Annotated in this window: 18 protein-coding genes; 6 read left to right on the top strand and 12 right to left on the bottom strand. The window is 62.0% G+C overall.

Features of this window, described 5'->3' with window-relative positions:
• Positions 1 to 318 precede the first annotated feature (318 nt).
• Positions 319 to 1,116: an alpha/beta hydrolase gene (locus RG836_RS07815; protein ID WP_310844554.1), complete on the bottom strand. Its 798-nt coding sequence runs from the start codon at positions 1,114 to 1,116 to the stop codon at positions 319 to 321.
• Between the two features lie 257 nt (positions 1,117 to 1,373).
• On the opposite strand from RG836_RS07815, the gene RG836_RS07810 reads away from it, so the two are divergent.
• The gene (locus tag RG836_RS07810) at positions 1,374 to 2,876 is read left to right on the top strand and encodes an aldehyde dehydrogenase family protein (RefSeq protein WP_310844552.1); all 1,503 of its coding nucleotides are present in this window, start codon (positions 1,374 to 1,376) and stop codon (positions 2,874 to 2,876) included.
• Between the two features lie 189 nt (positions 2,877 to 3,065).
• Here the strand turns inward: RG836_RS07810 and RG836_RS07805 are convergent, their stop codons facing one another.
• Complete coding sequence (locus RG836_RS07805) at positions 3,066 to 4,007, bottom strand: alpha/beta fold hydrolase (RefSeq protein WP_310844551.1); 942 nt, start codon at positions 4,005 to 4,007, stop codon at positions 3,066 to 3,068.
• A gap of 255 nt (positions 4,008 to 4,262) precedes the next feature.
• Here RG836_RS07805 and RG836_RS07800 point away from each other — a divergent pair, with 255 nt between their 5' ends.
• The gene (locus RG836_RS07800) at positions 4,263 to 4,523 is read left to right on the top strand and encodes a LysR family transcriptional regulator (RefSeq protein WP_310844550.1); all 261 of its coding nucleotides are present in this window, start codon (positions 4,263 to 4,265) and stop codon (positions 4,521 to 4,523) included.
• Positions 4,524 to 4,577: 54 nt separating this feature from the next.
• Here the strand turns inward: RG836_RS07800 and RG836_RS07795 are convergent, their stop codons facing one another.
• A complete protein-coding gene (locus RG836_RS07795) occupies positions 4,578 to 5,354 on the bottom strand; it encodes an alpha/beta fold hydrolase (protein WP_310844549.1) in 777 nt (258 codons plus the stop codon).
• Positions 5,355 to 5,690: 336 nt separating this feature from the next.
• On the opposite strand from RG836_RS07795, the gene RG836_RS07790 reads away from it, so the two are divergent.
• Positions 5,691 to 6,326 (top strand): DJ-1/PfpI family protein, encoded by a 636-nt coding sequence (locus RG836_RS07790; protein WP_310844548.1) that lies wholly within the window; start codon positions 5,691 to 5,693, stop codon positions 6,324 to 6,326.
• A gap of 15 nt (positions 6,327 to 6,341) precedes the next feature.
• Here the strand turns inward: RG836_RS07790 and RG836_RS07785 are convergent, their stop codons facing one another.
• The gene (locus RG836_RS07785; protein WP_310844546.1) at positions 6,342 to 7,001 is read right to left on the bottom strand and encodes a carbonic anhydrase; all 660 of its coding nucleotides are present in this window, start codon (positions 6,999 to 7,001) and stop codon (positions 6,342 to 6,344) included.
• A gap of 55 nt (positions 7,002 to 7,056) precedes the next feature.
• Positions 7,057 to 7,524 (bottom strand): cyanase, encoded by a 468-nt coding sequence (gene cynS, locus RG836_RS07780; protein WP_310844544.1) that lies wholly within the window; start codon positions 7,522 to 7,524, stop codon positions 7,057 to 7,059.
• Between the two features lie 123 nt (positions 7,525 to 7,647).
• Here cynS and cynR point away from each other — a divergent pair, with 123 nt between their 5' ends.
• Positions 7,648 to 8,532, top strand: coding sequence for a transcriptional regulator CynR (cynR, locus tag RG836_RS07775; RefSeq protein WP_310844542.1), 885 nt, complete (start codon positions 7,648 to 7,650; stop codon positions 8,530 to 8,532).
• Here the strand turns inward: cynR and RG836_RS07770 are convergent.
• The 6 genes from RG836_RS07770 to RG836_RS07745 form a co-directional block, all read right to left on the bottom strand.
• Complete coding sequence (locus RG836_RS07770) at positions 8,518 to 8,814, bottom strand: hypothetical protein (protein ID WP_310844541.1); 297 nt, start codon at positions 8,812 to 8,814, stop codon at positions 8,518 to 8,520. The two genes, cynR and RG836_RS07770, sit on opposite strands and share 15 nt — an antisense overlap.
• 135 nt (positions 8,815 to 8,949) lie before the next feature.
• Complete coding sequence (locus RG836_RS07765) at positions 8,950 to 9,279, bottom strand: hypothetical protein (protein ID WP_310844539.1); 330 nt, start codon at positions 9,277 to 9,279, stop codon at positions 8,950 to 8,952.
• A 461-nt stretch (positions 9,280 to 9,740) separates the two neighbouring features.
• Positions 9,741 to 10,268: a GNAT family N-acetyltransferase gene (locus tag RG836_RS07760; protein ID WP_310844537.1), complete on the bottom strand. Its 528-nt coding sequence runs from the start codon at positions 10,266 to 10,268 to the stop codon at positions 9,741 to 9,743.
• Between the two features lie 15 nt (positions 10,269 to 10,283).
• Positions 10,284 to 10,913: a glutathione S-transferase family protein gene (locus RG836_RS07755; protein ID WP_310844536.1), complete on the bottom strand. Its 630-nt coding sequence runs from the start codon at positions 10,911 to 10,913 to the stop codon at positions 10,284 to 10,286.
• Between the two features lie 86 nt (positions 10,914 to 10,999).
• The gene (locus RG836_RS07750) at positions 11,000 to 12,955 is read right to left on the bottom strand and encodes a DNA topoisomerase III (protein ID WP_310844534.1); all 1,956 of its coding nucleotides are present in this window, start codon (positions 12,953 to 12,955) and stop codon (positions 11,000 to 11,002) included.
• Between the two features lie 126 nt (positions 12,956 to 13,081).
• Positions 13,082 to 14,032 (bottom strand): AraC family transcriptional regulator, encoded by a 951-nt coding sequence (locus RG836_RS07745; protein ID WP_310844532.1) that lies wholly within the window; start codon positions 14,030 to 14,032, stop codon positions 13,082 to 13,084.
• Positions 14,033 to 14,195: 163 nt separating this feature from the next.
• Between RG836_RS07745 and RG836_RS07740 the strand changes: the two genes are divergently transcribed.
• Together RG836_RS07740 and RG836_RS07735 are read left to right on the top strand one after the other, a co-directional pair.
• Complete coding sequence (locus RG836_RS07740; protein ID WP_310844529.1) at positions 14,196 to 15,023, top strand: oxidoreductase; 828 nt, start codon at positions 14,196 to 14,198, stop codon at positions 15,021 to 15,023.
• Positions 15,024 to 15,151: 128 nt separating this feature from the next.
• On the top strand, positions 15,152 to 15,517 hold the full coding sequence (locus tag RG836_RS07735; protein ID WP_310844527.1) for a DUF427 domain-containing protein: 366 nt from the start codon (positions 15,152 to 15,154) through the stop codon (positions 15,515 to 15,517).
• Here the strand turns inward: RG836_RS07735 and lldD are convergent.
• Positions 15,481 to 16,674 (bottom strand): FMN-dependent L-lactate dehydrogenase LldD, encoded by a 1,194-nt coding sequence (gene lldD, locus RG836_RS07730; RefSeq protein ID WP_310844525.1) that lies wholly within the window; start codon positions 16,672 to 16,674, stop codon positions 15,481 to 15,483. The two genes, RG836_RS07735 and lldD, sit on opposite strands and share 37 nt — an antisense overlap.
• Positions 16,675 to 17,006 lie beyond the last annotated feature (332 nt).

Below are 17,006 nucleotides of genomic sequence, written 5' to 3'. Positions count from 1 at the left end.
GACGGGGCGGGTGGATCAAAATCAAAAGCGCGGCGAGCTGACACTCGACCTGATGGGTGTACGCCGGTGTTATGGATGTCCACGTTAACTGTGGGAGCTGGCTTGCCAGCGATGACGGTCTGACTGCCAACCCATCACCATCAGATACGCCTCAACCCCTTGTGGCGAGGGAGCTTGCTCCCGCTGGGTGGCGAAGCCGCCCCAAAACCTGTGCCCTCGATTCCACTGATGAACCGGTTCGCCTGGTATAGGGCTTGCTGCGCAAGCCAGCGGGAGCAAGCTCCCTCGCCACCGGGTCCAATCTTATCGATGCTCCGCTCAAGCCATCGGCCCGCCGGCATGTTCCCAGACAAATTCCACCGCGCGCCGCATCACCGCTGGATCGCGCAGGATGCGGGAGTTACCCAGTTCGCGAACCTGGATGATTTCCGAGAACGGCCAGTTGCGATGCAGGGCGTCGGCGTCGGCGTAAGGCACCACGGGGTCGTCGAGGTCGTGGATGATCAGCGCCGGATGCAGCAGGCCGTGGCGCAGGTTGCCGAGGTTGGCTTCGCTGATGGGCTGTCCGATGAAGGTTTCGACCCATTCCATGAATGCCACAGCCAGCTCGGGACTGGCCTGCTGCGTGCGCAGGAAGCTGCGAAGCATCGGGCCGAGCGAGGCGGGGCCGCCGAGGTGGACGCTGGCGTCGAGGCTCAGGCCGTTGTTCAACGCCCAGAGGATTGCTGCCGAGCCGGCGGAATGGCCGATCACCGCGTACACCGGTTGAATCGCCTGGCACAGCGAAAGTAACGCGCGGCCCATGTGGATCACGCTCGACGCTTCGCCCGGTGAAGTGCCGTGGGCCGGGGCGTCGTACAGGGTCACCGAGAACCCGGCGCCAAGCAGCGGCTCGACCCAGTGCGCCAGGTGCGAGCCGCGACTGTTCCAGCCGTGGGCGAGCACCACTCGCCGACCGTGGCCGAAAGTCCAGCATTCCAGGCTCAGGGGGCCGTCGCGGTGGGTGTGCCGGTGCCCGCGTTCGAGGATATCGATTTGCCCGGCGCTGGCCGGTATCCGCTGCGGGACGCTGTACAGTTTTTTCAGGCGTTGAAGTTCGTCATCACGTATTGGCACAGTGATGACCTCGCAGTGGCAGGTGGTCAGGCATGGAAGAGTCCTCAAATGGTCGCGGGTCGGGCTAAAGGACGGGACCGGCAGACCACTGAAGTTTTTCAAGCAGGTGTGTTTGGGGTGTGTCGCGGCGGCGGCGCATTGCATGCTCGTGTGTCTGTGGCCGGGGCAGACACAGTTCTGTACAAACCTTGGCGGATGACGCTTGGGCGCTTTTGCGCTACATTTTCCGGCCGCTCCTTCTACGGTGAAATTGCTTCATGTCTCTTGCGCTCGAACGTCTAGTCGCTGGTACGCCCATTCCATTCGCTGGCAACCGTGTCACCGTGGTCAGCCCCGAACTGGCGGCGCGTTTTCAGCCCGGCGATCACCTGTTGGTCGAGCAGGTCAGCGGTGCCTTGCTGCTGATTCCGGTGGCTGATCAACAGGCGGCGTCGCTGGCGATCGAGCGCGCCGAACAGGCCTTCGCGGCGCTGGCCGTTGTCAGTGACGCGGCGATCAGCGAGTTCTTCGACCGCTTTGCCCAGCGCCTGGAAAACCCCGAAGCCTGGGCCTTGATTGAGGCCGCTAACCAGGCAGATATCGAACGGGCCAAGGCGCGCGGGCGATCCACCACCCGGCTGCTCGCCGATGAGCGCATGCGCCGGGACATGATTGCCGGCCTGCGTGCCTGGCGGGACGCGCCGCCGACCCGTGGCCAGGTGATCAGCAGCGTCGAGCACGAGGGCTGGAAGGTTGAGCAAGTGGTGTCGCCGTTGGGCGTGGTCGCGTTCGTCTTCGAAGGTCGGCCCAACGTGTTCGCCGATGCCGCCGGTGTATTGCGTACTGGCAACACCGCGGTGCTGCGGATCGGCAGCGATGCCTTGGGCACCGCGCAGGCGATCGTCAGCCATGCGCTGAACCCGGCGCTGGCGGATGCCGGGCTGCCGGCCGGCGCGGTGTCATTGGTGGAGAGCGTCAACCATGCCGCCGGTTGGGCGATGTTCGCCGACCGTCGATTGTCGTTGGCGGTGGCGCGCGGTTCGGGGCAAGCGGTCAGCCAATTGGGCAGCATCGCCCAGCAGGCCGGCACCGCCGTCAGCCTGCACGGCACCGGCGGCGCCTGGTTGATCGCCGACAAGGACGCCGACGCCGCGCGGTTCGCTGCCGTGGTGCCGCGCTCGCTGGACCGCAAAGTCTGCAACACCCTTAATGTGTGCCTGATCCACCGCGAGCGCGCCGCCGAATTGGTGCCGCTGTTCCTCGACGCCCTGCAACAGGCCGGCCAGGCTCGAGGCCAGGGCTGCAAGTTGCACATCGTCGACGGCGATCAGCACTGGTTGCCCAAGGATTGGCTGGATGCCAGCGTGCAGGTCGCCCGCGCCGAGGGCTACCAGACCGAAGCCATGGCCGAAACCCTGGCGCAGGATCAGCTCGGCAAGGAGTGGGAATGGGAAGAAACCCCGGAAGTCAGCCTGCACATCGTCGACGACCTGGACAGCGCGATCAGCCTGTTCAACCGCTACAGCCCGCAGTTCACCGTGTCGCTGCTCAGCGATGATCCGCAGGTGCAAGCGCGGTTTTACAACGCGGTGAATGCGCCGTTCGTGGGTGACGGCTTCACCCGTTGGGTCGATGGCCAATACGCGCTGAACAAGCCTGAGCTGGGGCTTTCGAACTGGGAGAGCGGACGGTTGTTCGCCCGCAGTGCGATTTTGTCCGGGGATGGGGTGTTCACCTTGCGCAGCCGGATGACCCAGATTGATTTGACGGTAAAGCGCTGATTTCAAGGCCCTTATCGTCGTGCACTGGCTGTTTGTGGCGAGGGAGCTTGCTCCCGCTGGGTGGCGAAGCCACCCCAAAGCCTGTGCCCTCGATTTCACTGATGAACCGGGTCGCCTGGTATCGGGCTTGCTGCGCAAGCCAGCGGGAGCAAGCTCCCTCGCCACATAGATTAGCGTCGCGGCTTGGAATCACTGCGCATCAAGAAACCCTCGAGTCAGTCCAGCCATCTCATCCAGCCGCGTATCCATCGCAAAGTGCCCGGCATCCAGGATCTCGACCTGTGCCTTGGGCAGGTCGCGCTTGAAGGCTTCAGCGCCGGCCGGGATGAAGGCCAGGTCGTGTTTGCCCCAGATCACCAGGGTCGGCAATTGGTGGGCGCGCAGCCATTGCTGCCAGGCCGGGTAGGCGGCGAGGTTGTTCTGGTAGTCGAAGATCAGCTCCATCTGGATCGGCCCGATACCGGGGCGGTTGAGGTAGGCCACTTCGTCCTGCCAGAGGTCGGGGTTGTAGGCGGTTACGTCGGGGTCGCTGCCGATGTGGCGCATGCGGGTGACTTCCAACGACAGGTGTGCGGCCATGGCTTTGGCTTCGTTGGCGGCGCGATCGGTCCAGAACGCTTTGCGACTTTCCCACATCTTGCCCAGGCCCTCGCTGTAGACGTTGCCATTCTGGAACACCATGGCGCGCACCGCTTGCGGACGGGCTATGGCCAGGCGCATGCCGACTGGCGCGCCGTAATCCTGCATCACCAGGGTGTACTGCTTGATGCCCACCGCGTCGGTGAAGTGCGCCATCAACTGCGCATAGTGCTCAAAGGTGTAAACGAACCGGCTCGGGTCTGGCGCCTCGCTGTTGCCAAAACCGGGGTAGTCAGGGGCGATCAGGTGGTAGCGGTTGCCCAGTTGCTGCATCAAGCCTTCATACATCCGCGACGAACTGGGGACGCCGTGCAACAACAGCACGGCGGGTGCGTTGATGTCACCGATTTCGCGATAGGCAATGTTCACGCCGTCGACTTGGATCTGCCGGTAGGCCATTTTTGCCGAGGGCGCCGGGGCATCAGCCAGGGCGGTACCGGCGCTGAGGAACAATGACAACAGCAACAGCTTCAAGCGCAAGACGAGTGACATGGGCAGTTCTCCTTGAGTGAACCGGGCGATGGATGCCCGGCCAATGAGGTGAATGATCCATGGAACACCGACGCACCAGAATCAGCGTGACTGACAATCTGCCATTTCACTTTCGGCAACAATCGGAGGTACTGCTGCCATCAGGTCGCGTAGATCATTGCTTCAAGTGAAATAACCGATTGTGGAAACCGATGATTCTATGCGCGGGAGTGGGGAGCGATCATGGGTGCCTATTTGATTGATCAGGCCCGACCCGTGAACCGATTTCGTGACATGCAGGTGTTTTTGGCAGTTGCCGAGGCCGGTAGTTTTGCAGTGGCCGCCCGACGCCTGGGTATTTCACCGGCCAGTGTGACCCGTGCCGTAACGCAACTGGAGGAGCGCCTGGGCACCCGATTGCTGCTGCGCAGTACCCGACGCGTGTGCCTGACCGAAGAAGGCAAGGTGTTCCAGGCGAATTGCCTGCGGATCTTCAAACAGATCGAGGATGCCGACACCGCCGTCAAAGGCCTGTGAGCGGCAAAACGGCGACCCTGTTTCCAGGGCCGCCGTTGCTGTGAAGCAGGTGACTTACTTGGCGTTGGCTGCCGCCTCGATCAGGCTGGCGACCACTTTCGGGTTGGACACCATCACCACGTGGGAGCCGCCCTTGACCACCACAGTCTGCTTGGACTTGGCGCGCTCAGCCATGAACGACAAGGCTTGCGGCGGGATGTTCTTGTCCTTGTCGCCATAGACGAACCACGACGGAATGGTTTTCCATGCTGGCTCGGTGGCACCTTCGTTCAGTGCGACATCGGTGACTGGACGCTGGGTCGCGGCCATCAGTTTGGCGTCGGCGTTCGACACATCAGCGGCGAATTGGTCATGGAATTTGTCTTGCTGGATGTACAGATCCTTGCTGCCATCGGCCAATGGCACCGGCGGTGCGAGCGTTGGGCCGAGGGTGCTGCCGGGGAACTTGCCCGACAGGCCGGCGGCGGTTTCGCCGGCTTCCGGGGCGAACGCTGCCACGTATACCAGCGCCTTGACGTTAGCCTTGCCGTAACCGGCCTCACTGATCACCGGGCCCCCGTAGGAGTGGCCGACCAGGACCACCGGCGACTTGATGCTCGACACCAGATCGCCGATCGACTGCGCATCACCTTTGACGCTGCGCAGCGGGTTGGCGGCGGCGATCACCGGGTAGCCATCCTTCTCCAGAATCTTCACCACGCCATTCCAGCTACTGGCATCGGCGAACGCACCGTGCACCAGCACGATGGTGGGTTTGACCGGCGCGGCGAAAGCGGCAGTGGCGCTGGTCATGGCGGCGGCGAGGGCGAGACCGGTAAACAACTTCTTCATGGGGCGTTCCTTTCTCTGCTTTGGGGAAGGGCTTAGGGCTAAACGTAGCGCGGACAAGTGCGGTGTTGAGCGCTTGCCAAGTGCGATCAGTATCAATGCCAGCCTGTATCGGGCATGTGTCTGGAAGCGGCGCCAATGCATGGAATTGTGTCTGGAAGGCCGATTGCTACAGTGTGATACAAACCGGGACGCCGCTATTTCAGCCGGTGAAATAACTGATTAAAGGGCGCAGGCATTCCCTTTGCGCATTATTGCGCGGAACATGGGCAGTGACGGGGGCGCAGCTTCGGGTTGCGCCGCCCCTTACCGACCCCCCCACGCGGAACTGCAAACCCCATGAAACGTGTACTGATGTTATTGGCCAACGGTGTCGAGCCGCTGGAAATGGCGGCATTTACCGACGTGCTCGGTTGGGCCAACTTGCTTGGCGACCAACCCCTGGAACTGATCAACGCCGGACTGCGCCCGCAGATCACGACGACTTTCGGATTGTCGTTGAACCCGGCGTTTCAGTTGCGCGACCTGGACCTCGACAGCTTTGACGCCTTGGCGCTGCCGGGCGGGTTTGAACCGTCGGGCTTCTATGAAGAGGCACTGAGCGAACCCTTCCTCGATACCATCCGCCATTTCGTCAAGGTCGATAAACCGATTGCCAGCGTGTGTGTGTCGTCGGTGTGCCTGGCGGCGGCGGGCGTGTTGGAGGGCCGCCAAGCCACCACTTATCATCAGATCGGTGGCGTGCGCCGGGCGCAATTGGTGGAGAAGGGCGCCGTGTTCGTCGATCGCCCGGTGGTGGTGGATGGCCGGATCATTACGTCCAGCGGTCCTGGCACTGCCACCGAAGTCGCCTTCACCCTGCTCGAACACTTGAGCAGCGCGCAAAACGTCGCGGTGGTGCGCCAGAAGATGCGCTTTTCCACCCCCGATAACGCCTGGTACACCACGCCGCAGGTCGCGCCCGATCTGGGCTGACCGCGCGGCGCCGGTTCAGGCCGCTTCGGCGGCTTTGCCCCGGACCGCACAGGTCCGTGGGTGCTCGGCCAGCGACTTGAAGCTGCGCTGGTCCGAGTCGAGTGCGTTGACCGAGCCGGTTTCAATGTCATAGACCCAGCCGTGCAGGTTCAACGCGCCTTTTTCCTGGGCCAGGCGCACGCTCGGGTGGGTCTGGATATTGGCCAGTTGGGCGATGACATTCTCGCGCACCATCGAGCTGAGTCTGGCGGCATCGTTGGCGTGAGTACGGGACTCGTTAATGACCTTGGCCGACTCTGAATGCTGCAACCAGCCGCTGACGGCGGGCAGGTGATCGAGGCATTTGCACTGGGCGATGGCCGTCATTGCGCCGCAATCGGAATGCCCGCAAATCACGATATCGGTCACGCCCAGCACGGCCACCGCATACTCCACCGTCGCCGAAACCCCGCCCGGATGCGGACTGTAGGACGGTACGATGTTGCCGGCATTGCGGATCACGAACAGCTCGCCGGGTTCTTGCTGGGTCAACAGTTCCGGGACCACGCGGCTGTCGGAGCAGGTGATGAACAGCGTGCCAGGGTGCTGGGTGGTCGCCAGGTGTTTGAACAGGTCGGAGCGTACGGGAAAGGCTTCGGCCTGGAATTTCAGGATGCCTTCAATCAGGGCTTGCATGGGGTAGTCCTCCAGAAGTGGGCGCGGCTCGCGGGTAGCGGCCGCGCCGGGTGGATCAGAACGGGCGCAGCGGCAGGAATTTACCGTCGAGGGTGATCACGGCACGGGAGCCGCCTTCCGGGTCTTCGACTTTTTTCAGGTCAAGCTTGAAGTTGATCGCGCTGATGATGCCGTCGCCGAACTGCTCATGAACCAGGGCTTTGAGCGTGGTGCCGTAGATCTGGATCATTTCGTAGAAGCGGTAAATGGTCGGGTCGGTAGGCACGCCCGAGAGGCTGCCGCGCAGCGGGATGATTTGCAGGCGGGCGACCGAGTCGGCGTCCAGCTCAAGCTTTTCGCCGATTACCTTGGCGGCGCTTTCCGGCAACGGGTGTTGGCCAAGCAGGGCGGCAGTGACGTAGGCCAGGCCGAGGCCGGTGCCGTCGGCCAGATCCTGCCAGGACAGGTTCTTGCGTGCTTTGGCGTCGAGGACTTCAGTGGTCAGGGCCAGGCTGGCATCGTTGTAGGCGTGGGACTGTTGCATGATGATTCTCCGGTTTGGATGGGTGTGTCGCTGTGTGTGGGCTCATCTTCTGCCGATTGACTCATAGCGTCCAAGACCTATATACAATGCAAAGCATAAGTGTTGCCTATAGATGAGGTGTCCATGCTGTTGCGTCATTTGCGTTACCTGTTGGCGGTGGCCGATCACGGCGGTTTCACCCGCGCCGCGCAAGCGCTGCACGTGTCGCAGCCGACCCTGTCGCAGCAGATCCGCCAACTGGAAGACTCGCTCGGCGTCGAGCTGTTTGATCGCACCTCGCGTTCGGTCCAGCCCACTGACGCGGGACTGGCCTATATCGAAAGCGCCCGTCGGGTCCTGATCGAACTGGATGCTGGCAAGCGTGCGTTGCACGACGTCAAGGACTTGTCCCGCGGCCGCTTGCGCCTGGCCATGACCCCGACTTTTATCGCATACCAGGTCGGGCCGCTGGTGCGCGACTACGCGGCGCGGTATCCGAAGATCCATCTGGAAGTGTTCGAGTTGTCGATGGACGACATTGAAGCGGGGCTGGCGGACGATTCGCTGGACGTAGCGGTGGCGTTCATGGCGGTCAGCCATGCCGAGATCGAGACCATCCCGGCGTTCACTGAGACTTTGGGTTTGATGGTCGGCCGCGAACATCCCTTGTATGGCAGCCAAGCGTTGCTATCGGCGGCGGAGGTGGCGCAGCTGGATTTCGCTTTGCTGACGCCGGGATTCTTCACCCGCAGCAACATCGATGAATATTTCCGTCGTGAAGGCATCACCCCGCAGGTGCGAATCGAGGTCAATTCAGTCAATACCTTACTGGAGGTGCTGCGGCACACGGCGATGGCAACCATCCTGCCGGAGCCGATCGCCACGGAGGAGCGGGGTTTGCATCGCCTGCGTTTGCACGGGCCGGCACCCAGCCGTGGCGCGGCACTGCTGCGACGGCGCAACAACTATCACAGCGCCGCGTCCCTGGCGTTTACCGAACTGCTACTGGGCGGCTCAATCGTCGACTGACTCGCAGATGCCATGGGCCCCTTTGGCGCCGTTGTAGCTGACCGAGACGGCGTCATCATCGCCAATGCTGATCGACAGGGTGATGCCCGACCCCTTGGCTTCGAAGAAGCGCTCGTTGACGGTTTTGGTTTCGGCCTCTTTGTTATTGATCATTACCGGGCCGCCCTGGTCGGCCATGGCCATGATCTTGCCCGGACACTCCACGGCAAAAGACGGCACACCGTCCGCCAGCGCGGCGCCGGCCAAGGGCATCAGCAACATGAAAGCGAAGGTGGATTTCATCGCACATCTCCAGGGCTGTATGAGTTGAACGTTCTTGCCCTAACCATAGCCGTGTTTTGTTTCGCGCGGACAAACAAAAAGCCCCGCTCATGTTTGAGCAGGGCTTTGAGGTGGGAAAGTTTAAATTAGCGGTAGTTAGTAAAGCCGATCAATCACCCGAACTTCGTTGCGGTTCTGCATCGAGTCCCAGGCCTGGGTCAGGGTTTGCAGCACCTGGCCGATGAAGTCTCTGTCGGCGGCGGCTTTCTTGCCGACGTAACCCTGGCCGCGACGGTACATCTTCAGGCGGGCCAGCAGGTTCTGATGGTTCTGTTCGAACTCGTCCTCACCGGCGTGTGGCGACAGGCTGTCGATGTGCACATCACCGGATTTGCTGATCCACAGGATGTGGCTGTCGTGGCTGTCTTTTTGCGCCGCGAACATGCGAGCCAGTTCTTCGATAGTGGGTTGATTGTTCAGATTCATTGTAAGCCCCTTGACCATTTGGTGATCTGTCTAGTTGGTTCGCTAATACATGTAGCCCATCGGTTAGTTGATCCCTGGCACCGAAACCAGGACGTCAGCGCTCGGCCACCAGAATCGGCGGGGTCACGCATCTGTTGCATGTAGTCGTGTTGAATAACTGCTACGCAATAGCGTCACAACGAGGAGAAGCAGCGAATTCCTGGACACCATCAGCGACTTTTCAGGGTCAGCCACAAGCGTCTTGAGGATTGGTCGCCGGCGCTTCTCGTCCTTGTACTGGACTGTCATGCCAGGTCAGCTTCTTCAATCTGCCTTGTGGGCAGTGCGTATCCGGGAAAACAGCTCGGCGGTCAGACGAGCTTGCTCAAACGTGTTGCCAGCACTCCCGATCGGGGAGATGTCTGCATCATGCAAGGGCAAATCGGAGGCGTCAATGCTTATGTAGTGATTATTTTTTGGCACTACATATTGTCGGACAAAGCTATTTGGGCATTAAGCGGAGGGCTGGCGAAGCGGTAGAACGTGCAGGCGTGTCCGTCTACCGGGTGCTGATGCAGGGTGAACGCGCCTTGCGTCAGACGCGGCAGAAGCCCGGCCCAGAAGCGTTGCGCGGGCAGATTGGTGTCGAGGTGGAATATTTGCCACTGGCCCGGCAAGCGACTCAAGAGGGTGGATACGACAGACTGCCCGACGCCTTGACCCCGAAAGCGCCGGGCAATGAAGAAGTAGCTGATGTTGTACTCGGCACCGCTCAGTTGCACGTTGCCGTCGACCACTACAAACCCCGCCAACTCGCCATCGGCCCGGATCAGAAACGCCTGGGTCGCTGGATCGCGCCAGTAATCGTCCAGCGACTGAATGCGGAACAGACCCTGCTCGCCCAGCCTCAGCGGCAGCCATTCGCTGAAGTCGTGCAGGTAGAACTGCATCAGGTGGTCGAGCACCACCTGATCGTCGCGCTGGGCTGGGTGCAGCGTGATGGCCGGCATCAGCCGCGCGCGGATTCAGTGCGGCGCGAAGTCGTACTGGCCGCCGGTCCTCAGCGCAGCCTGATACGCGGTGCGCTTCTGGAAACGCTCGACCCAGGCCGCCACATTGGGGTAGCTGCTGATTTTGCCTTGCGCCCGGGCGATTTCGCCGATGAAGCTCATCTGGATATCCGCCGCGCTGAACTCGCTGCCGAGCAGGTAATCGCCCTGACTGAGTGCGGTGTCGAGGTATCCGAGGTAGTTGGCGATTTCCGACTGGATCCGCGGTTGCAGCGGCGCGCCGGCATCGCCCAGGCGCCCGACATACAGGTTGAGCAGCAGCGGCAACATGGCCGAGCCTTCGGCGAAATGCAGCCATTGCACGTACTGGTCGTAGTCCGCGCTGGACGGCTCGGGTTGCAGGCGACCATCGCCATGGCGGCGAATCAAATAGTCGATGATCGCGCCAGACTCAATCAGCTTGGTCGCGCCGTCTTCGATCACTGGCGACTTGCCCAGGGCATTGACGGCTTTCAGTTCCGGCGGCGCAAGGTTGGTTTTCGGGTCGCGCTGGTAGCGTTTCAGCTCATAAGGAATGCTCAGTTCTTCGAGCAGCCACAGGATGCGTTGGGAGCGGGAGTTGTTCAGGTGGTGCACGATGATCATGGTCGAAAACCTATTCAGTCAGTCGGTGTGTGTCGGGTCGTGAAGAACACTAGACCATCCGCGCATGAATGAAGTGCCTTTGGCATTCATGACGTGCTGGACTGCGGACGTTTCGCTGCGGTTTTGCCGGCAGTCGACGGTTTACGCTTGGTGGACTTGCGCTTGTTCTTCCACGGCGTGGCGCCGCGTCCGGCCGGGCTGGCCGGGCCGCTGATGGTCAGGCTGAGCCCAGCGCAACGGGCCACCTGTTTGCTCATCCACGCCGCTTGCTTTGTGACGAATTCTTCCAGGCTCATCTCGCCGCTCTGCACCATGTCCAGTGCCTGTTCCCAGATGGCCGTGGTGCCCGGATCGGCGATGGCCCGCGGCACCGCGTCGATCAGGCTGAACGCGGCCGGCGTCGCCGCCAGGGCCTTGCCGTTTTTCACCAGGTAACCGCGATCGAGCAGACCCTGGATGATCGACGCACGGGTGGCCTCGGTGCCAATGCCGGTGGTGTCCTTGAGCTTCTGCTTGAGCAGTGGATCTTCCACCAGTTTGGCGACGTTTTTCATCGCCTTGATCAGATCGCCTTCGGTGAACGGCTTGGGCGGTTGGGTCCACAGGTCTTTGAGCCTGACATCAGCCACCGCGCAGTCGAGGCCCTGCGCCAGCGCCGGCAAAGGTTGCGGCGCCGGGGCTTCGCGCCCCTTGGCCGGGGCGAGGGCTTCGGGTAACGCACGTTTCCAGCCGGGTTCGATGATTTGTTTGCCCACCGCCCGCAACGCCTGGCCGGCGCAGTCGAAGTCCGCCTGGGTGCGGTCGTACTCATGATTGGGCAGGAATTGCGCCAGGTAACGGGCGCGAATCAGGGTGTAGACCGCCCGTTGCTTACCGGCCAGTTTGCCGAGATTGTTCGCCGCCGCCGTGGGGATGATGCCGTGGTGCGCGCTGACCTTGGCGTCGTTCCAGGCCCGGGAGCGGCGCGCCGGTTCGAGATGATCCTGCAGCGCATTCAGCGACGGGTCGGCCTGACGCAACGCAGCCAAAATCCCCGGCGCCTCGCTGTGCTGGCTCAGGGGCAGGTAGCCGCAATCACTGCGCGGGTAGGTGATGACTTTGTAGGTTTCATACAGCGCCTGGGCGATGTCCAGGGTTTCCTGGGCGCCGAGCCCAAGTTTCTTCGAACAGACTTCCTGCAGAGTGCCTAGATCGAAAGGCAAGGGCGCGACTTCGCGCAAGCGTTCGGTGCGCAGCTTGATCACCCGCGCATGGCTGACGCTCAGCAAGTCCTGCGCTGCGGCCTGGGCCAGCGGCTGGCTGAGGCAGCGGTCCTGATCGTCGCAAGCGTCCGAGGGCGCACGCCATTGCGCGGTGAACGCGGTGCCGTCGTGCAGCAGTTGCACGTCGATTGCCCAATACGCCACAGGCACGAAATCGGTGATGCTGCGGTCGCGATCCACCACCAGCCGCAGCGTCGGCGTCTGCACCCGGCCCACCGGCAGCACGCCTTGGTACCCAGACTGGCGGCCAAGCAGGGTGAACAAGCGGCTCATGTTCATGCCGATCAACCAGTCCGCCCGTGAGCGGCCCAGCGCGGAATGATAAAGGCTGAAGGTCTCGGCGCCGGGCTTGAGCGCGGCAAGGGCCTTGCGGATCGACGCATCGTCCAGCGCCGACAGCCACAGGCGCTGGATCGGCCCGCGATAACGACAATGCTCCACCAGCTCGCGGGCAATCATTTCGCCTTCACGGTCGGCGTCGGTGGCGATCACCAATTCACTGGCTTCGCCCAGCAGACGCTTGACCGCTTTGTACTGGCTGGCGGTGCGCGGTTTGACGGTCATCTTCCACTTGTCGGGGATGATCGGCAGATCCGCCAGTACCCAGCGCTTGTACTTGGCGTCGTAGGCATCCGGCGGGGCGGTTTCCAGCAGATGGCCGATGCACCAAGTGACGGTGACCCCCGTGCCCAGCCAGCAACCGTCGCCCCGGCGCTTGGCGCCGAGCACCGCCGCAATGTCTTTGGCCTGGGAAGGTTTCTCACAGAGGTACAGCCGCATAACCACCATCGTTGATCAAGGTCTGGAAGGTGCACAGAATGGCCGCAGATGAACGTTCGGGCAATCTTTATCTGTATGGATGTACAGCTTAAAACGTTGCGGCGGATTGCGCCGGTAGCCTGATGCTCAATGCGACGCCACAAATACCGCGCCCGCCACCGGCGGCGGCAGGGCGAACGCCGCTTTCATCCGCGCCACTTCGTCGCTGGGCGTGCGCCCGAACAGGCGCTTGAACTCGCGGCTGAATTGCGAGCCGCTTTCATAGCCGACCTGCGAGGCGGCCACCGCGACACTGTAGCCATTGCGCACCATCAGCAGTCGCGCCTGGTGCAGGCGTGTGGATTTGAGGTATTGCATCGGCGAGGTCTGGGTGACCGCTTTGAAGTGGCTATGGAAACTCGGCACGCTCATGTTGGCTTCACTGGCCAGATGCTCGACGTCCAAGCGCTCGCCGAGGCGGCTGTGGATACGGCGCAAGGCCTTTGAGATGCGCCCGAACTGGCCTCGTGCGTTGAGCGCTGCACGCAACGAGCCGCCCTGGGCGCCAGTGAGGATGCGGAAATAGATTTCCCGCACCAGCGCCGGCCCGAGGATGTGCGCGTCGAGCGGTGCCTCAAGGGCTTCGAGCAGGCGCAGCACTGATTGGCTCAGCGCCGGGTCCATGGGCGATGCGTACAGTCCTTTGGGTTCGGCGGGTTCGCTGTGATCCCGTTCCTCGAGTTGCAGCAGCAGTTCGGCAGCGAGGTTGAAGTCCAGGTGAAAGTACAGCGCCAGCAGCGGTTCCTCGGCGCTGGCGTCGGTTTCCATGGTGAAAGGCACCGGCACCGCGACCGCCAGGTAATGCTGGGCGTCGTAGAGGTACATCTGATCGCCCCAGTACCCACGCTTGCGGCCCTGGCAGACGATGACGATCCCCGGATCGTAAAGCACCGGGGTGCGGGTCAGCGCGCGGTTCGAGCGCAACAGCCGTACACCGTCCAGCGCTGTCAGGTTGTAGCCTTCGTTCGGGGCCAGTCTGCCCAGCAGCGCAATCATCTGCCGCTGGCAATCGTTTTGAGCTAATGCTGAATCGCGCATGGCGTGGTCCTGCCTGATCTCACAGGTCTCGAATCTGCGCGTCTTAACTGCACAAATCAATCGACTCATAGAAATAGGCAAAGGTTTGACACGAACCGGCGTTCTGCCAAACACCTCCGGCGCCTAGGATGAACCTCACTGAACAATCACTGGAGTCAACCGTATGAACACCCATAAAACGTTGTTTATCACCGGCGTCAGCAGCGGCTTCGGCCAGGCTCTGGCCAATGAAGCACTGGCCGCTGGGCACCGGGTCATCGGCACCGTGCGCAGTGAAGCCGCCCGCGCTGCGTTCGAGCAGCAGGCCAATGCCTTTGCGCGGGTGCTGGATGTCACGGATTTCGCCACCCTCGATGCGGTGGTCGCCGAGGTTGAAAGCAGCCTCGGCCCGGTGGATGTGCTGGTGAATAACGCAGGCTACGGTCATGAGGGTGTGTTCGAAGAGTCGCCACTGGAAGAGATGCGCCAGCAGTTCGAGGTCAATGTGTTCGGCGCGGTGGCGGTGACCAAGGCGTTTGTGCCGTTCATGCGCGAGCGCCGCGCCGGGCACATCATCAACATCACCTCGATGGGCGGCCACATCACCATGCCCGGCATTGCGTACTACTGTGGCAGCAAGTTTGCCCTGGAAGGCATTTCCGACACCTTGAGCAAGGAACTCAAGCCGTTCGGCATCCACGTTACGGCTGTAGCGCCGGGCTCATTTCGAACCGATTGGGCGGGGCGCTCAATGCGCCGTTCGGAGCGCAGCATCGCCGACTATGACGCCTCGTTCGATCCGGTGCGCGCTGCCCGTCAGGCCAAGAGCGGCAAGCAACTGGGTGACCCGGTGAAAGCGGCGAGGGCCATGCTGACCTTGATCGACAGCGCCGCGCCACCAGCGCACCTGTTGCTCGGCAGCGATGCGTTGCAACTGGTGCGCGAAGGTCTGGAGGCACAGTTGAAAAACATTGCCGAGTGGGAAGCGCTGACCCGTTCAACGGACGGTTGAGACCGCTACTTTCGGACGGGCTGCCGCCGACTGGGCGGGCTTTGCGCTATACCTTCCAACCTGAAGTTGTGCCGTCGTGGCTCGATGCCCGACGGCATTCGCCTGATGCCTGGAGAGGTTGCCCCACCATGAAAGTCCCTGCTCACCGCGTCATCAAAATCAATCCGCTGCCCGGTTGTCTGCTGGTGAAATTCCACGGCATCCAAGTGGCGTCGACCAAGAAGGCGCTGGTGCTGGAGGAGGCCAATTACCCGCCGGTGTATTACGTGCCGCGCGGTGACATCGCCGAGCAGTATTACGCCCGTACCGATCACACCAGCTATTGCCCTTACAAGGGCGACGCGAACTATTTCAGCCTGCAGATTCCAGGGCACGAAGGGGCTAACGCGGTGTGGACCTACGAAAGCCCCAAGCTCTCGGTGGAGCAGATCAAGGACTACGTGGCGTTCTACCCCGATCAGGTGACGTTCGAAGTGCTCAGCGCCGATGCCTGAGGGCTTTCGCGCAATGCTTGCACCGCTTGCACCAGGGTCGATTCGTCAATTTGCTCGATGGAGGTGACGCCGGTCAGGGTCATGGCCACGCGCATTTCCTTGGCGAAGATGTCCAGCATGTTTTCCACCCCGCGCTGGCCGTCAGCCGCCAGTGCATAAGCCATCGCGCGGCCGAGCAGAACGCCTTTGGCACCCAGCGCCAGCATGCGCACTACGTCCAGCCCGGAACGAATCCCTGAATCCACCAGTACCGTCAGGTCATTGCCCACCGCCTGCATGATCGGCGGCAGCGCTTTAGTGGTCGACAGCACGCCGTCCAACTGCCGGCCGCCGTGGTTGGAGACAATGATGCCGTCGGCGCCGAAACTCACCGCGTCCTTGGCGTCCTGCGGGTCAAGGATGCCCTTGATGATCATCGGGCCTTTCCAGAATTCGCGAATCCATTCCAGGTCGGCCCAACTGATCGACGCGTCGAAATTGTTCGCCAGCCAGCCGATGTAGTCTTCCAGGCCTACTGCTTTGCCGAGGTACTTGGAGATATTGCCGAGGTCGTGGGGTTTGCCCATCAGGCCGACGTCGAACGCCCATTCCGGCCGGCCGATGGCTTGCAGCATGCGCCGCGACGAGGCGTAAGGGCCGGACATGCCCGAGTGCGCATCGCGATAACGCGCGCCGGGGGTCGGCATGTCGACGGTGAACACCAAATTGCGTACCCCGGCCGCCTGCGCCCGCTCCAGGGCGTTACGCATGAAGCCGCGGTCTTTCAATACGTAGAGTTGAAACCAGATCGATTGCGCGGTTTGCGACGCGACTTCCTCGATCGAGCACACCGACACCGTCGACAGGCACAACGGAATGCCCTTGTTCTCCGCCGCCTTGGCCGCTTGCACTTCGCCGCGACGGGCGAACATACCGGTCAGCCCCACCGGCGCCAGCACGATCGGCATGGCCAATGGTTGCTCGAACAGGGTGGTTTCCAGGCTCAGGCTTTCGACGTTTTTCAGGATGCGCTGGCGCAGGCTGACGTCGCGCAGGTCGGCGCTGTTGGCTCGCAGCGTATGCTCGGCGTAGGCGCCGCCATCGATGTAGTCAAAGAGAAAACGCGGGAGTTTGCGACGTGCTGCTTCGCGATAATCGGAAGCGGATGAAATGATCACGATGCTCAAGCCTCGGTCGGGTGAGTGGCGGGGTTGAGTAGGCCACAAAAGTGCCTGGGCTGCAGCCAGTTACCTTCAGATAGGCGCATAACGACTGTGGGAGCGAGCCGGCTCCGGGCGGCGTTCCGACGAAGAGGTCAGCACAAGTAAAATTAATGCTGACTGACCTGACGCCTTCGCGAGCAGGCTCGCTCCCACAATGATCGGCGATAAACCTGAAAGTGCTGAACACTACAAAAACCTGTGGGAGCTGGCTTGCCAGCGATGACTATGGTTTAGGCGCTGGAGATTGTGCAGGTGTACATATCCATTTCTCTGGTGATGGCTGAAAT

Source organism: Pseudomonas rhizozeae, assembly GCF_031583775.1.
Classification (GTDB): domain Bacteria; phylum Pseudomonadota; class Gammaproteobacteria; order Pseudomonadales; family Pseudomonadaceae; genus Aquipseudomonas.
Note: the sequence above shows the minus strand (reverse complement) of the source record. Positions and strands in the feature narration are given on the sequence as shown.

Coding starts and splice junctions, on each gene's coding strand:
- RG836_RS07810 (WP_310844552.1), top strand. CDS start 1,374: ATGTCTCTTGCGCTCGAACGTCTAGTCGCTGGTACGCCCATTCCATTC.
- RG836_RS07805 (WP_310844551.1), bottom strand. CDS start 4,007: ATGTCACTCGTCTTGCGCTTGAAGCTGTTGCTGTTGTCATTGTTCCTC.
- RG836_RS07795 (WP_310844549.1), bottom strand. CDS start 5,354: ATGAAGAAGTTGTTTACCGGTCTCGCCCTCGCCGCCGCCATGACCAGC.
- RG836_RS07790 (WP_310844548.1), top strand. CDS start 5,691: ATGAAACGTGTACTGATGTTATTGGCCAACGGTGTCGAGCCGCTGGAA.
- RG836_RS07785 (WP_310844546.1), bottom strand. CDS start 7,001: ATGCAAGCCCTGATTGAAGGCATCCTGAAATTCCAGGCCGAAGCCTTT.
- cynS (WP_310844544.1), bottom strand. CDS start 7,524: ATGCAACAGTCCCACGCCTACAACGATGCCAGCCTGGCCCTGACCACT.
- cynR (WP_310844542.1), top strand. CDS start 7,648: ATGCTGTTGCGTCATTTGCGTTACCTGTTGGCGGTGGCCGATCACGGC.
- RG836_RS07770 (WP_310844541.1), bottom strand. CDS start 8,814: ATGAAATCCACCTTCGCTTTCATGTTGCTGATGCCCTTGGCCGGCGCC.
- RG836_RS07765 (WP_310844539.1), bottom strand. CDS start 9,279: ATGAATCTGAACAATCAACCCACTATCGAAGAACTGGCTCGCATGTTC.
- RG836_RS07760 (WP_310844537.1), bottom strand. CDS start 10,268: ATGCCGGCCATCACGCTGCACCCAGCCCAGCGCGACGATCAGGTGGTG.
- RG836_RS07755 (WP_310844536.1), bottom strand. CDS start 10,913: ATGATCATCGTGCACCACCTGAACAACTCCCGCTCCCAACGCATCCTG.
- RG836_RS07750 (WP_310844534.1), bottom strand. CDS start 12,955: ATGCGGCTGTACCTCTGTGAGAAACCTTCCCAGGCCAAAGACATTGCG.
- RG836_RS07745 (WP_310844532.1), bottom strand. CDS start 14,032: ATGCGCGATTCAGCATTAGCTCAAAACGATTGCCAGCGGCAGATGATT.
- RG836_RS07740 (WP_310844529.1), top strand. CDS start 14,196: ATGAACACCCATAAAACGTTGTTTATCACCGGCGTCAGCAGCGGCTTC.
- RG836_RS07735 (WP_310844527.1), top strand. CDS start 15,152: ATGAAAGTCCCTGCTCACCGCGTCATCAAAATCAATCCGCTGCCCGGT.